Source organism: Dyadobacter psychrophilus (genome assembly GCF_900167945.1).
Taxonomy (GTDB): domain Bacteria; phylum Bacteroidota; class Bacteroidia; order Cytophagales; family Spirosomataceae; genus Dyadobacter; species Dyadobacter psychrophilus.
In genome coordinates this window covers 216484-232631 of sequence record NZ_FUZA01000003.1, presented here as the reverse complement: position 1 = coordinate 232631, position 16148 = coordinate 216484, and the positions used below count along the sequence as shown (strand labels likewise).

9 protein-coding genes are annotated in these 16148 nt (G+C 47.2%); 1 reads left to right on the top strand and 8 read right to left on the bottom strand.

All coding sequences use genetic code 11. The features are described from left to right. Nucleotides 1-9: 9 nt before the first annotated feature. From B5X68_RS14780 to B5X68_RS14755, 6 genes are all read right to left on the bottom strand, one after another. A complete protein-coding gene (locus B5X68_RS14780) occupies nt 10-1695 on the bottom strand; it encodes a sodium:solute symporter family protein (protein ID WP_082215522.1) in 1686 nt (561 codons plus the stop codon). A gap of 70 nt (nt 1696-1765) precedes the next feature. Then, nucleotides 1766-4333 carry a glycerophosphoryl diester phosphodiesterase gene (locus tag B5X68_RS14775; protein WP_082215521.1) on the bottom strand — a complete coding sequence of 856 codons (2568 nt, stop codon included), beginning with the start codon at nt 4331-4333 and terminating at the stop codon, nt 1766-1768. Nucleotides 4334-4416: 83 nt separating this feature from the next. Then, a complete protein-coding gene (locus tag B5X68_RS14770; protein WP_082215520.1) occupies nt 4417-6222 on the bottom strand; it encodes an FAD-dependent oxidoreductase in 1806 nt (601 codons plus the stop codon). Then, the gene (locus tag B5X68_RS14765; protein ID WP_229208426.1) at nt 6219-7151 is read right to left on the bottom strand and encodes a hypothetical protein; all 933 of its coding nucleotides are present in this window, start codon (nt 7149-7151) and stop codon (nt 6219-6221) included. The genes B5X68_RS14770 and B5X68_RS14765 overlap by 4 nt, the downstream gene beginning before the upstream one ends. A 19-nt stretch (nt 7152-7170) precedes the next feature. Continuing rightward, complete coding sequence (locus tag B5X68_RS14760; RefSeq protein ID WP_082215518.1) at nt 7171-8664, bottom strand: RagB/SusD family nutrient uptake outer membrane protein; 1494 nt, start codon at nt 8662-8664, stop codon at nt 7171-7173. Between the two features lie 30 nt (nt 8665-8694). Beyond that, nucleotides 8695-11721 carry a SusC/RagA family TonB-linked outer membrane protein gene (locus B5X68_RS14755; protein ID WP_082215517.1) on the bottom strand — a complete coding sequence of 1009 codons (3027 nt, stop codon included), beginning with the start codon at nt 11719-11721 and terminating at the stop codon, nt 8695-8697. A gap of 349 nt (nt 11722-12070) precedes the next feature. On the opposite strand from B5X68_RS14755, the gene B5X68_RS14750 reads away from it, so the two are divergent. After that, a complete protein-coding gene (locus B5X68_RS14750) occupies nt 12071-13240 on the top strand; it encodes a LacI family DNA-binding transcriptional regulator (RefSeq protein WP_082215516.1) in 1170 nt (389 codons plus the stop codon). Between the two features lie 150 nt (nt 13241-13390). On the opposite strand, the gene B5X68_RS14745 is transcribed toward B5X68_RS14750, so the two are convergent. Next, nucleotides 13391-14362, bottom strand: a complete 972-nt coding sequence (locus B5X68_RS14745; protein ID WP_082215515.1) for a sugar phosphate isomerase/epimerase family protein — start codon at nt 14360-14362, stop codon at nt 13391-13393. A 93-nt stretch (nt 14363-14455) separates the two neighbouring features. Further along, a complete protein-coding gene (locus B5X68_RS14740; protein WP_082215514.1) occupies nt 14456-16114 on the bottom strand; it encodes a RagB/SusD family nutrient uptake outer membrane protein in 1659 nt (552 codons plus the stop codon). Nucleotides 16115-16148 lie beyond the last annotated feature (34 nt).

The following is a 16148-nucleotide window of genomic DNA, read 5'->3' as shown; positions in this document are numbered from 1 at the left end:
TAATGTTATTCAAACAATAGCAACCTTCCGCGAAGCGACAAACGGAATCGCTGACGAAAACAGCACGACCGTTGCCACGATAGCTGTTATTACGGTTCCGGAGGTGGTAAGCACACTCAGTATAAAAAGCATTACCGCCGTAAAGAGCAATGCGCCGGCGATTACTTGCAATCCGAATCGGTTTTGCCTTTTTATTTCAATTGCCTCTTCTTCATTGACTTCCAGGGCGTCGATCCGCTTTTGTTCTTTTGTTTCCAGGTAGGTCAGATATTCTTTTGCAATAATGTCTTTTGAACTGGCCCAAATCTCGTAAGCCAGCAAAAGCAGCAGCGGTAACCCGACTCCAACTATCGTTTCCATGCCTCTCGAAAGTTTAAAGTCCAAAAGCAGCGGAGCAAGGATTTTGAAAAAGAGATTAACCGAAAGTCCGATGCCGGTAACCCATAATGTGACGGTGCTATTGAGTCTTTTGGAAAACAAAGCCCAGAGCGGCGGCGCCAGCAGCGGCCCTCCCGAAATCGCCGAAATGCTCAAAACAACCTCCACTATGCCGCCGGCTGCGGGGACAAGCAGTGCGATGCCGATCATTCCCAGTCCGAAAAACCAGGACGAGCCCCGTGCAACCCGGATCAGCTGCTTGTCGGAAGCTTTCGGATTGACCATTCCTTTGTAAATGTCATTGGTGAAAACGGCGGAAACTACATTCAATGCTGTATTTGCGCTGGCTGAGGTGGAAAAATACATGCCCGTGAGCATTAAGCCGAGCAGGCCCGGCGGAAGCACCAATTTGCAGATCATCAGATACGCATTTTCTGTGTCGAGGCCGGTTAATGCGGGATTAATGGCTTTGTAAATCATCGGCGGGAACATCCATATAACCGGGCTGATCAGATATAATCCTGCGAATAAGAACGCCACTTTTTTAGCTGATTTCTCACTGTCTACGCTCGTATAGCGCTGCACCATTGTCCAGTTTCCGCCGATGTAGCAAATGTGATAAATGACAAATGCAGCGACGAACCCGATGGTGTATTCGCCGTTCAGAAGGTTGAAAAAATCATCCGGAACGGCTTTGCTGAAACCTTCCCAGCCGCCGACCTTATCAAATGACAATGGAAGTAAAATGAATACCGCGGCAGACAAAACCACGAATTGCAGAATGTCCGTCACCATCACCGCCCAAAGTCCGCCGACGGCCGTATAAGCAATCATAAAAAGCCCTAAACCAATCGTACAAGGCACCAATGGCAAATCCAGCGAAGCACTCACAAGCTTAGCGACAGGATACAAAACCGAGCCTTTAATAAAAACCGAAACCAGCGTAAAAATGAAGATATAGGTTTTCTGAACCGGCAGGCCAAGCCGTTCTCTAATGAATTCAGCCGCGGTTAAGGCACCTGTCCTTTTCCAGCGTGGCGCCAGATAAAGTGCCGTGATTAGCGCGCCGATGCACATGGTCCATTGGATGGTAATAGCGACCCAGCCGTGCTTATAGGCAATGGAGCCCCATGCCACAAATGTCCCCGCAGAAAAAAAGCTCATAAATAAGGACAGTCCCCCGATAAACCAGGGAACCGCCTCTCCTCCGGCAAAAAAAGATTTTAAATTCCGGCCAGTTCTCGCAAATAACATCCCAATACCCATCACGAATGCGGAGAAAACTAGGATAACGACTGTATCTATGGTGTTGTTCATGAATTAATTTAATGCTTTTTCACTTTTTGAAGGGCGATGTTGTTACCCTCATCAGGGTGGCTGGCGAAGGCTAGTTTTTTACCTCCAACGTTTTTAAGCCAAATGGCGGAATTGTAATTTTTTTAGTAGTTACCAACTCGTCAGAATCTATCCATTTCAGCCCTGAAACATTTTTCAAATCCCCAATCTTACTTTCATCAAGTTTCAAAGCAAACTCCGTAGCCGCCGCACTATTATTCAATAATGTCACGTAAATGCTATTTTTCGAAGTTGACCTGGCAGTGATTATATCGATGGCCGGTTTGTCAGCAACAGCAAAACCTTCCATAATGACCAGCTTTGCTTTATCGCCGTAAACAGTCCCCGGCTCGAAGCCGTAAGTTTGGTGCGGGCCTACTTTTGGGGTTACGAAGCCTCTTGGGAATTCGATTTTTCCTTTGGATCTCAATGCTACTTCTGAAAGCAGATAATCTGTGATCCAGCCGATCTGCCACCAGGCGTGGTGTGGGTAAGGGCCTGCGCCTCTGTTCATTGCGTTCCAATAATAAGAAGCAACGCTGGTTTTGCTGTCGACAAATGCGTCACGACCAATGGCAGCGGATCTGGCCATGTCGGCGAAGAGTTGCTCACCTGTTAACTGATGCATTCTGATGTAAAGCCCCGCGTGGCTGGCTAGCTGAATGGGGCCGTGGCGTGTTGCCGAGCCAAAAATGCCGCCGTGTTCGAAGCTCAAACCAGTTTGACTGATTTCCCAATCTTCCCTGCTGTTACCATTGACATTCTTAACGTTTTGATTTGCAATGGGATGCGTATAAATGGAAGCAGTATAAATTTTCGCGCAGGTTATTGCCGCATCCTGGTATTTTTTGTTTTTGGTAAAATCATAAAGATCCAGAAGTGCCTGGGCGGATTGCCCGGTTGCGAAGTCGGGGGCGTAACGTGCGTCGCCGCAGACGCCCAGGAATGCGCCCGTTTCGACTGCGTTCTTAATAAACCAATCGGCCCCCTTCTGTGCGGCTTTCAGGTATTTTTCGTCTTTTAAGAGCCGGTAAGCGACGATCATCCCATAAAATGTCGGTCTCACGTCCTGGATGTCTTTAAATAATTCCTGCTCTGTTTTCCGGTCGTATGCTACGGCCCAGCTGCCGTCCGCAGTTTGCCAGCTCAGCAGTTTATCGGCCCCTAAGCGAAGCCTCTCTTTCAGTTCCGCATTATCAGGCTCGAACAGGAGCATATTGCCCATATCCAGTAACACATAGTAAGTCAGCGCGATAGGCTCCACGACCTCACCCCATTCTTCTACGAATTTTTTGCTTTTGGATAAATAATATTGGCCTTCAATAGCGCCGTCGAAAAAGCCTTTTTTGGTTTCTTGCTGCACCAATTTGAAATTTAATGCCGGCGGAAGCACTTTTTCCTTCAATTCCGGATCGTTGGTTGCATTAGCCAGCATCCACATGGCGCCGTAATCAGCATTTTTCATGGCATCTTTATTGGAACCCACTACACCGCCGAGGTAAGACTGCGCGCCGATTTGCTTGCCCTCGAATTCTTCAATGTTCCAAAGGGAAGTTTTTGGGTCGGTGAGATAATGGTGCATTTTTTCAATGCGGTCGGTCAGCGCTTGTTTGCTTTGGCGGAGGCTTAATGTTTCATGGAACTTGTAAATGTCATTGGCCGCATGCTTGATCGCCTGAAACCAGTCACCCGCGATGAGGCTGTAACGAAATGAGTAACTAATCTCCTCACCAGCACTGAGTTCGGAATTTTGTTCTCCCAAAACGGGATAATATAATGTGGGCGAAAGTTCTGCCTTGCGGTTCATGTGCGAGAGTCCCAGCTGCCAATCCGTTTGCGTAATCTTGTCTTTTGCCCAAGGGTCACGCGCGAGTCCGGGCTCGGGGATTACGGAAAGTGTAATGCCGTTTTTAGTGCTGATCAAGGGGCTTAATGTCGTTGCGCAGCGTTCACGATAGACGACCGGCCGGTTAGGAATGCCGTGTCCGTATGCATAGGCGAGCGCGAAGTTTTTTTGAATAAAATTTCCCTGAAAGTAACCCGGCACGGACGCCCACGCCAGTTGATTTGTTGCAACTGAAGCAAGGGTAGGAGTTGCCAAGGAAAAATAACCCTTCTTTTTTGGGATCAGCCGCATGGTTACCTGAATGTCGTTTGGAAATTGCGGATCCAGTTTCCAGGTCGCCTTTACCGTTGCTACTTCGGTTTCTTTGGTGAATTCCAATGCATCTTTTTTGACTAAAAGATTAACCGGCAAAAAAGTGAAAACCTGACCGGCTTTGTTTAACGAAACTTCCGTAGTGCTCTCTTTCCATTGCTCCTGCTGATAATGATAGTTGTCTTCCGGGAATTTGCCGCCAGTGATCTTTTCAAATGTTTCTTTCGGCTCAGCGGAAGGTTTTGTTTCTGAATAAAGCAAAGTGTACTCGCCGGAAGGCGTCAGGCCTTCTATCCATTTGCCCTCTTTTTTGACCAGAATTTTATGCACAGACCAGCTTTTGCTGTCGCTCTTAAACTGAATACTAATGTAATCGTTCGTAAGGACGCCGGGCGATTTGACTTGACTAAAAACACTGCCTATTTGGCAAAAACACAGAAAAATGGCAAGTTTTAATTTCATTGTCGGGTTATTTCATTGATAAAATCTTAGCTTCCTGAGCTGGCAAAAGTCGCTAATCTGCTATTTCTATTTGAATAAATCTTTCACGGTTGCGGGGCGGTCGTTTCGCCTTTCAAAATCCCCATCAGTTCGGGTAAATGTTCCTGGTAAACTCCCCGCGGCGTTGTTTTGTATTTCGTCGTTAAATAAGCTGCAAAACCCACCACTTCGCCCATCATTCCGCATGTACGCATCACCCGCGTGCTGCCGAATGCAACGTGCGTGGTGCTGATATTCCTACCCGCAACGAACAGGTTTTGAATGTTTTTGGAATAAAGACAACGATAAGGAATGGTGTACGGCGCGACTTTAATGTGTTTGGTTCCTGCAAAAAACTCCTGACCTTCAAAGTATTTACTGTTTTTAGCGTCGGGGAAATGGAGGTCAATGGTCCAGGTGGCGGTTACCGAGCCGTCGGGATAGAACTTGCCTTCCTGGATGTCCATTTGATTCAAAATGTGGTCGCCGATAATGCGGCGAGATTCGCGTTTTCCGCCAATGTATGCCACCCACGCAAGTTCTTTCTTCGCATATTTTGCAGGCTTGTTCTTCTTCAAATAGGACCAGTTTCCGTAAATAGCGCGCAGGTTATGGTCACGGATTTTTTCTGCGTCGGTAATGGTGTTAAAATTGCCAAAACCCGTTTCCCATTGCCAGTCGGCCTTTGGTTCGTCAATGTGATATTCGTCTGAAAACTGGATGGCCCAGGGCGTTTCCGGAAATGATGAAACGGAGTCGCGTTCCAGCGAAGCCCACAAGTTGGAAGTGCCCAATGTGAAATCGTCGGCTTTTTCAGCGGCCAGTGATTCGCCCGTTTCTGCCTTGCTCTCGCGTCCCATTCTGAATTCAGCGCCTGCCAGATAACCGATCGTTCCGTCGCCCGTGCAATCTGAAAAGAATGAGCCGGTAAAGCGCATTTCTTTGTTTGTAGCAATGTCGCGGCCTATAACAGCGGTGATAATGTCGTTCTCTTTTTCGACTTTGTAAACGTGGGTGTTCAGGAATAGCGAGATGTTTGGTTCTGCTTTTACAATAGAAATTTTGCGTGCGTCGCCGTATTCTTTGGCATCGGGATTTCCGTTGCCGGGATCACCATTATCCATTTCCCTAACGATCCTGCCGAGTTTGGGATAGTGGTTTTTGTCCACATCACCCATGAGATGCACGCGGATTTCGGAGCTGTTGTTTCCTCCCAAAACAGGCCTGTCCTGAATTAAAGCAACTTTTAATCCCATTCTCGCAGCTGAAATGGCCGCGCAGGTTCCGGCAATTCCGCCACCGACGACCACCATATCAAATTGTCCCGCATCCGCAGGTTTATCTGCAAGGTTGAGCAGTTTTTTGCGGAATGCAGTTAATGTTTCGAATTCATTGGGAGGTGTGAATTTCAGATCATCGGTAAATAAAATCGCGTCACAGCGACCATTGAAGCCGGTTAGGTCTTTGATCGACAGTTTTACTGACCCTGTTTTAATGTCTGTTTCGCCACCGTCATACCATTTCCAGGCGTCCGATCCGCTTGCACCAAATACCTGGTTGACTTTCTTACCGTCCATGCTGATCTCAAATTTTCCAGGTCCTTTGGGGAATGGAGCCCAGTCTTTGGTTCGCACCCACATTTTATATTTTCCAGGCTTCGGGAATTTAACGGTTGTGGAAGCATCTTTCACGGGCCGGCCCATGCCGTGCGCCATAATGTAGGATGAACCCATCACTACAAAGGACTGCTGGTCAATCACCCAGCCGCCTTTATCTTCGAAGGATTCGGTTTCCACGAAGACATGATTTTGCGCGGAGGCGCAGAAGGAGAGGAGGGTTAGGATCACCCCGGAGATACATAGTTTTTTCATGGGTTCAGGATTTGTTTGATCAGGGATGTTTGCTCTTCATTTGATTTTTGCAGGCTGGATTTCAGGTTGCTGGCCAATGTATTTGTGACCTGAACCGATTTTAATTTTTTCAAAATAGCGATCTGCAATGCATAGGGAGATTTTTCATAGGTTTCCCAAAGCCGCTGCTGCCGATCAGGTGCTAAGAAAAAATCGCTATTAATGCGCTGCAATGTATTTTTCGCAATAAAGACATTCTTTCCACCAATGATTTTTTCAATGTCGGATTGATAGGAGTTTTTAACATTGCCTTTTTTGTCCATCACTTTTTCCATTGCCCAGTACTGATAATGGTAATTGTTTCCGGACAAAAATCGGTGGAGCAATGCGTCGTTTTGATAGGTTTCAGTGATCTTTTTCATTTCTGGAACGGCCGTTCCATATGCGATATGCCAGAGCGTGTAACATGTGTAAACGGCACCGTCGATCACCTGATTCTTAATGGTTTTCAATGTCGCTCCTGCCTTAGCGTCTACGGAATCGGTTAAATTATCAGTTCCTTTTGCGATCAGATCTTCCATTTGCAGATCAGCGAAAATCGAATTGGATTGTGCGAGAATTTCCTGCAATTTTTCATAATCCTCCTGCTTGAATTCGTCGTGATCCACTTTTGTCAAAACCTTGTCTTTGGGCAGATCGAATCGTTCGTAATTTCCCAGCAAATCCCAATAGAAATTGATATGCACCGGTTTGCATTCATTGGTGTAGCAAACCGGCGTAAAAATGTTCCGGAAAAAATATTGCGGCTGGCCCGAATCATCGAGCGCAAGTTTTAATGTATAAGTTAATGTGTCGTTCTCCACAATCTGAAATTCGCGCACCTGTTCCTGGCTGTAAACCGGAGCTGCACATATCCACAGAAAAGCACAGCACATTAACACATTCCGCATAATCACTCTTTTAAAATGCTTACTTCCAATCCGGGTTTTGTTCGATTTTCGCATTCGCATTGATCTCATCCTGCGGGATTGGGAAGTAGCGGTTTTTGGCAGTTACGTTCCTGACCGGATATACGCTGTTTACCGCTTTTGGAATAACAGTTAAAAACTTTCCGGTGCGGGTAAGGTCATACCAGCGATCCCCTTCTGCGAAAAATTCCCACGCGCGTTCCTGCAAAACGGCCTCGATAAATGCATCTTTTGTTAAGCCAGCTTTCAAAACGGGTAATCCTGCACGCAAGCGCACCACATTAATGAATTCATAAGCAGCCGCTGTCGCACCATTTGAACGCGCTTCCGCCTCGGCGGCGATGAGGTAGACGTCGGGCATACGCAGAATCGGAATGTTCGGAATCAGGCCAATTGTCGAAACCGGATCCTGGTATTTTTTGATCAAAACGCCTTCCGTAGTAATCGGCGTAATGCTTTTCTGCGGTACGACTTTTCCGGCTTTGTCAATGTAGTTGGTGTCCAGAAGCGTTCTGCGTTTGTCTTTGGGATCAAAAGAATTGAAGAACGATTGATAGGCGAACATGGAACCGAAGGAAGTGCGCGCATACTCGGGTCCGGCGCTTCCCGGAGGGCCGCAAAGGCCAACCAACTGGTGGCTTAAACCTGGCGACACAGGGTCAACCTCATAGGCAAAAATGTTTTCCAAACGTGCAGCGTCCTCATTGTCATAACGATACACATCCCAAACATTGGGCAAAAGGGCATGTTTGTTGGAAGCGATAACCAATTTTGCTTTTGCCAATGCGGTTGCATAATCCTCGTTATAGAGCGCAACTTTCGCGTAAAGTGCAAGCGCGGCCTCATTTGACGCACGCCCTTTTACAACTACCGGAAAGGATGGGAGTCCTGCCGACGTGGCCTGATCAAGGTCAAGGTAAATCTGTTTGTAAACTTCTGCTTTCGGGCTCTTCGCCGTTAACGCTTCGGCTTCGGTGTAACTTGGTGTAATTTTAACAGGGACATCACCGAAGTTTTTTGTCAGAAACCAATGATAAAAGGCACGTAGAAAATACGCTTCTCCCAAAACCTGTTTCTTGCGCGGCTCGTCCATGGTGGCGCCCGGAACTTTGGCAATTACCCAATTCGCCTTTTCGATGCCGCTGTAACATGACTGCCAGATCTGCTGGGGCGATTCATTTACGCGGCTATTGCTTTTCTGGGTTGTGTAATTGACGTCATAAGTAAACATTGTCAATGTGTTACGTCCCACAACACCACGCGGATAAGTCTGGTCATCGCTAAAATCGGCAACTAACGTCAGTGCCGGAGCGCCGCCCAGCCCGCCAAGTGCACCGTAAACGGCAACAAGCCCTTTTTCGGCGTCGGCCGCTGTTTTATAAAAATCTTCGGTATAGATGGACGAATAAATCGTTTCGTTCAGTTCGCAGGAAGGCAGCAGGAGGGAGGCTCCGAGTATGCTCAGCGTTGCGCTTATTTTTAATGCTTTTCTCATATTTTCGAAAATTGAATCAGTGATGAGGATTTAGAATGTTACCTGAATACCGCCCAGGAACGATCTGGATTGCGGATAAACGAAGTTGTCAACGCCAATGATCGTGTTGGACCCTGCGTAAGTATTCACCTCCGGATCGTATCCGCTGTAATCGGTGATCGTGAAGAGGTTATTGGCGCTTACATACAGGCGAATGCCCTGCACACCCTTGAAACGTGGTAATGTGTAACCCAGCGTCAGGTTTTTGCAACGAATATAAGAGCCGTCTTCAACCACATAGCTCGAAATTGGAAGCCTTCCGCCTTGCGCCCCGCTCACAAACTGATTGCTGGGATTTGTCGGCGACCAACGGTCCACAACGCCTTTCAGCAAGTTGCGCTGACCCAGCGGGTTTTCGAAAGACAGGCGGCTTGCATTGTAAATGTCGTTTCCCTGTGATCCGGAAATAAACAATCCAAGATCAAATCCTTTGAATGCGAGATTGGTTGAAAAACCATAAATGAATTTTGGATTAGGATTTCCAACAATAACCTGATCCGCCGCCGTAATTTGATTGTCGCCCGTAACATCTTTGACCTTGTGCCCACCCAGGCGGCCGTCATAACCAGGAAGAATGGCTTCGCCTGTTTGATTTACCCCATCAAAAACATACGTTTTGAACATACCGAGTGGCTGGCCGACCGAAAGAACCGTATAAGTGGTCACGAACCGCTCTTTTGTCACGCCGCCGTCCAGATCCAGCACTTTATTCCGGTTGAATGTTGTGTTGGCTGAAACATCCCATTTCAATTTCCCGTCCAGGATCCGCGCATTGACTGCCAGTTCAAGTCCCTTATTTTCAAGCGATGCGTAATTGCCTGTTATAGAGCCATATCCGGCACTCAGTGGCAGTCCTTTGATGTAAAGCAAATCGTCGGTCTTCTTATGATACACATCTGCGATAAAGCTCACACGGTTGTTCAACAAACTCACGTCAAGCCCTAAATTAGCCTGGTTTGAACGTTCCCAGCGCAGGTCCGGATTGGCAATTCCGGTGGGATTAATGCCGGTCACATAAGTATGGTTGATGAGATAATCGCTGCCTGTGGAAGCGGCAGTTGAAAGTGATTGGTAGGGATTTATGCCACCCGCATTTCCCGTAATTCCAAAACTTCCGCGGAGTTTCAGGTCTGACAACCAGGTTACGTCCTTGATAAATGGCTCTTCAATCAGTCGGTAAGCCGCTGAAATGGCCGGGAATACGCCATATTTATGATTAGCCCCGAATTTGCTGGAACCGTCAACGCGGGCTGTGAGATCGAGGAAAATTTTGTCTTTGAAACCGTAATTGATACGTGCCAGATAAGAATCCAGGCGCTGACTGCTGCGACTGCTGCTTACGGTGCGCGTTAATGCGAGCTGCAATGCTTCATTTTGGGTGGCGTCGTTCGGGAAGCCCGTTGCGTTCAGGTTGTTGGAGTTCGATTGTTCTAGCTGGGTTCCAAAAACCGCTGTGGCTTTGAACGTGTGGTTTTTACCAAAATTTGTATTGTAGGTCAAAATACTTTCGTGGAGCAGCGCCAGGAAATTTCCATTTCCTTTGGAACCAGACCCGGAATTGTCATTCAAGTCACTTTTATTGACAATCGATCTGGGTGAGTAGGAGTTGAACAATTCGCCGCGCTGGTCAATGTTAAAAGAAGCACGATAAGTAAGTCCTTTGACAAAATTTACCTCTGCATATAGGTTGGCCAACGTCCTTTTAATGTCCCGGTTCAAAACCATTGCTGCAAAATTGAGCGGGTTTACAACCTCCCGATACTGGCCGCCAGCTTGTTCGCCGAAAGGAAAAATAGAGCCGTCTTCGCGATAAGGTTGCAGGGTAGGCGGTGCGCCGATAGCCGCTCCCAAAACAGAAGATAGTACTGCGCCGCCATCACCAATGTTCTCTCCGCCGGTTTGGATCCCATCATTAATAGAATAGCTCCCTAAAATACTGGTGCCTATTTTTACCTTTTTACTTAACCTGTGATCCAGGTTCAAACGATAAGAATAACGCTTAAATGACGAGCCAATGAATGTTCCCTGCTGGTCGAAATAGTTGAGGGATAATGCCAGTTGCGTTTTCTCATTTCCACCGTTGATGGAAAGCTGGTGGTTTTGGATCGGCGCTTTACGGAAGATGTAGTTTTGCCAGTTGACGCCTTCGCCCAGGGAAGCGGGGTCTGGATAATAGTTGTTTTTAAACACTTCATTTTCCAGCTGAGCAAATTCGGAAGCGTTTAAAACGTCGAGCTGTTTGTTCACTTTTTGCGTGCCATAATAACTGTCAAATGTGACTGTCGTTTTTCCACTTTTACCACGCTTTGTAGTGATCAAAACAACACCATTGGCAGCCCTGGCGCCATAAATTGCGGAAGCAGAAGCATCTTTCAGGACTTCGACTGACTCAATATCATTGGGATTAATGGTTGAAAGCGGGCTTACATCCGTTATGCCGCCACCATTGGAGATCTGGATCCCATCGATCACATAGAGTGGCTCTGATGATCCGTTGATGGAGTTCGTTCCTCTAATCCGCACGCTAATGTTTCCGCCGGGAGCACCCGAGTTCTGGTTGATCTGCATGCCCGAAACTCTCGCTTGCAAACCTTGCGCAATGTTGGCAACGGGTGTCTGTACCAGATCTTCTGCCTTCACGGACGCAATCGAACCGGTTGTTTCAACTCTCCGCTGGGTTCCGTAACCTACTACGACCACTTCTTCAAGCGCCTTGGTGTCGGTTTTTAAATTGATGTCAATGGTTGTGCGGTTATTGATGGCAATTTCCTGTCCTAAATAGCCAACAAATGAGAAAACGAGCGTTGCGTTTGCGGCGGCTTCAATAGAATATGTGCCTTCCGCCGTGGTTAATGTTCCTTGCTGTGTGCCTTTTACGGTCACACTTGCGCCGGGAATTCCTTCGCCTTTCTCATCGGTAACTTTTCCCGTCACAGTGCCGGACTGCGCGAGTGTTGCATGCGTCAGGCCAAGATGCAGGACCATCAGCAAAAATGATTCAAGTATTCTTCTCTTCATATACTAGTTATTAGGGTTAAAGCAAATGTGGATCAAATAGGAATAATGCAAATCAGACTGGTTGAAAGGGCTGAGATCCTGGATTTGATGAACTTGAAAAGATAATCTCAAACGGTGCAAACAGCTGGTTCTACATAAATATAGAAGCGCTGGCAGCTGAAATCAAGCCGATAATAAGCCTATTAATTATGGATTTAAATCAAAAACTATCGGGAACGTTTGCGAAGACGTTACCGATATATGGTTTTCTGACTTTTTAATATAAGAATTTTATATTTTTGTGGCGAAGCCTGACTGGGTGCGTAAAATTGTCTCAATGCCCCTTAAATATTAAAATAGTACAAAGAAGATGATCAAATGTGTGAAGTGCGAGCAGGTGGATAGCATTATGAAAGCGGGTTACGTGAGAGGCAAGCAACGCTATCTATGCAAAACCTGCAATTACTATTTCACCCAATCGGAAAAAGACGTTTCTGCATCGTCGGTGATGAAGCGCCGGCGTCATCAGACAACGATCATCGACATTGCTAAGTCGTTGGGGGTCTCAAATTCAACTGTATCGCGAGCGTTGCACGGGCATGCGGACATTAATCCTGAGACGCGGCAAGCAGTACTGGACAAAGCTTTGCAGCTGGATTATCAGCCAAACCAGCTTGCCTACAACCTGGTAAAAAGCAAGACAAACACGATTGGAATGATCGTTCCGGAATTTCATAACCCCTTCTTCCCCAATGTGATCATAGGCGCACACGAGGTGCTAACCAATGCGGGTTATAACCTGACGATTATGCAGAGCAATGAGTCGTATCAGGTTGAAATTTCCAATACAAAGGCGATGCTTGCCAACCGCATTGATGGTCTTTTAATATCGCTGACGCAGGAAACCAATAATTTTGACCATTTGAGTGTCTTCGAAAAGCGGGGCATTCCGCTTGTGCTTTTCAATCGCGTTTGTGAGCAGATCAATGTTCCAAAAGTTGTTGTGAATGATTTTGAGGCTTCGTTTCTGGCAGTGGAACATTTGATTATGAATGGCTATGAAAGGATCGCACATTTGGGAGGGCCTTTGAATTTGCTGGTCAGCCAGGAGCGGCTTCGCGGTTACCGCGCTGCCATGGAAAAGCACGGCAAAACCATCGAAGATCATATGATCATTCAAGGCATGTTAACGCAGCAAAAAGCAAGGATTTACGGCCAATATTTGCTGGATCTGGCCAACCGTCCGGATGCTATTTTCGCAGTGAATGATTCTTCGGCTATTGAAATCATGCTCATGGCAAAAGAGAAAGGAATCAGTATTCCCGATGAGCTGGGTGTGGTTGGTTTTAGCGATAATCCGGAATCAGCTTACATTGGCCCCGGCCTAACGACCGTTCGGCAGCCCACCTACGAAATCGGGCGCACTACGGCGGATTGGATCTTGCAGCTAGTTGATGATGAAGACGTTATACTTCCAGAAAAGCGTGTTTTGAAAACGGAATTGATCGTCAGGGGTTCTTCACGGCGTTGCGGGAATTGAAAGTGTGCCACGGATGCGCCGCAGTGGCGGACGAGAATATACACAAATGCATTCGTGCGCGTTAGTGCATTCGTGGCACAAAAAAAGTGCGAATTCAAGGAAGCCGCACTTTATTAACTACAGAATATAATTATGATTGTCTTTTAGGGATCAGCTGAATACTTCCCGGAACAATTTCAGGCTTTTGGGGACGGCCGTAGCGGCGTCTTCCTTTCCTTCCATTTCCAATGAAATATATCCCTTGAAATTGGCCTTGCGCAGAATGTCTGCGATGCGCTTATAATCCAGGTCCAGGTCGTAATAGTGGCCGCCTCCGTAGTAAGTTTTAGCCTGAACAATCGTTGCGTATGGTGCCAACCGCTCAAACTGCGGATACGGATCGCCTACAAAGTTCCCTGTGTCCACGTTCATGCCCATAGCAGGCGAGGATGCCAGTGGTTTGTAAATTTCAAGCAAATAATCGATGTTGGAAGACAGGCCCCAGTGGTTTTCAATGGCGAGTACGATGCCGGCTTTTTCTGCGGCGACCAGACATTCACCCATCGAATCAATACACCATTTAATGGCATCCTGGTCCGTATAACCTTCGATCGGCGGCTCCTTACCGTCTTTGTAATAATTGGCGTCTCTCTTGGCAGTCCGCCAGCTTCCTGTGTTCATACGAATAGCAGGAATGCCCATTTGGACAGCCATATTGATGCATTTAACCGTATGCTCAATGTCTTTCTTGCGGTCCTCAGCTTTTGGCTGAACAAAACTCTGGTGAATAGAAAGTAACGGGAGCGACAAGCCATTATCAAAAGCAAGCCTTTTCAGCTTGTTCATATACGGCACAGTTTCATTCTCCATTTGCCGATGCAGAATTTCAACGCCGTCAAAGCCGAGCTTTGCAGCGTCTTCGATCACCTTTTCAACCGGATATTTTTCTTTTCCAAAATGCCAGTAGGAATAGGTGGAAACGGCAATCGGGATTCTTCTTGCTGGCACTTTTGCAGGAACGTGTTCGGCGACGTGCGCCTCAACAGACTTACCTGCAACTGCCGCCACGCCTGCCAGCGCCGCAGTCTTTAACCATGTCCGGCGGGATTCACCTTCTTTATTTGCGTTCAAATGGAATGACATTGTGTAAAGGTTTAGGAATAGATTTATATAACTAAAATTTGAAAAATTTGTGACAAAGCAAGTTAAATGATTAGCCTGCTTTGTCCAAATAGGTCAGGGATTTTGTTTCAATACATTGGATCCCATAATGTCGATCTGCGCTTGGGGGATCGGGAAATATTCACTTTTGCCCTTTACGAATGTAGCTCCGCTCAGGTAAGTTCTTTTCTTGCTTTCTTTGGCCAGGTAAGCATTCAAAACTACATCCGCAACGCCCCAGCGAACCAGGTCAAAGTGCCTGTGACCTTCCATTGCAAGTTCTACACGGCGCTCGAAACGAACTGCTTTTCTTGCATAATCCTTGTTAGCAAATGCCGGGTAAGGTTTTACCAGATAATTGGCGGCAGGTTTGCCGGAAGCGTCCATCACCACTACATTGGCAGCTCTTGTACGCACCTGGTTAACCAGTTTCAAAGCCGTAGCCAGGTCGTTTTCCTCTACTGCAACTTCTGCACGCATGAGCAGAATATCCGCAAAACGGATTGCACGATAATTGTTGGCATTAGCACGCGGAGACTCTGCTCCCGCGTTTTCGCCACTGTAAGCAAAGAATTTTTTGAATGTATAAGGCCCGCCAAAAGTCTGATCACGGATCCAGTTTTTACCCGGATGCACGCCCCAGTTCAGGAATGGCAAGCCTCTTCTGCCTACGGTCCAGTCCAGGCGTGGGTCCAAAGTGCCGGTGTAAGGCGTGAAGGCATCTGTTGAAGAAAGTCCTTCGTCGTTTGTTACGTCCACGTCATTAAATGTGTCGAGCAATGGCAACCCAGCCGCGTCGGTCTTGAATGCATTGACCAAATTCTGCGACGGCTGAAAAAATCCGCAGCAACCGCCAGGGGCTGATCCGTAAGGGAAGTTCAGGTTGTCGCCCCAGCTTCCGTTCTGACCGAGTCCGCCGTCTCCAACTGACATTTGCACTTCAAAAATGGACTCCGAATTGTTCTCCGTGGTGATACGGAAATTTTCATGGAAGCTGTTCACAAGCGCGAAAGGTCCGTTGCTTACAATGTCATCCAAAAGCGGCTTGGCTCCGGTGTAATCCTGCTGGTACATTTTCGATTTGGCGAGCATCGCCTTTGCAGTCCACTTGCTGGCGCGTCCTGCCTGTGCTTTTGTAACAGACAGATTATCAATTGCGTACTGGAAGTCAGCTTCAATCTCCGGCCAGATATCTTTGTCGTTCGGAAGATTGATGTAGTCGGTAACAGTTTCATTCACATAAGGGACCATGTTCCACATTTTCTTTGCTTCGAAATGGTACCAGCCGCGAAGGAAACGGGCTTCTCCTGATGCCTGCGCTTTTTCCGCATCGGTCATATCCGTAGCTGCGGCAATGAGGCGAAGTGCGTCATTACTACGGGAAACGCCGTCGTAAATGGTTACCCATTTGTCGTTGAAGGCTCCAATGTCCGCCTGGGAAATGTACCGCTCGATCGTCGTGATCTGCGACTGATCACCTACGTCGCTGCCTTTGTAAGCGTCGTCGGAGGCCACTGATCCGTAGATCCAGTTGCTGACCGAAGATGAAAAGTTAAATCCTGAACCCACTCCATCGAGCAAGCTGTATGCACCTACCAAAACCGCATTGACCCCGGCTTTGTTGGAAAGTGATTGTTGGTTACCGACTCCCAAAGGAGTGGTTTCTAGAAACTCCTTGCCGCAGGATGTCATCAATCCCGCGCAGATCATTACTGTTAATATGCTCTTTTTCATATTTGTATTGTTATGACGTCACAGATAAGATTTA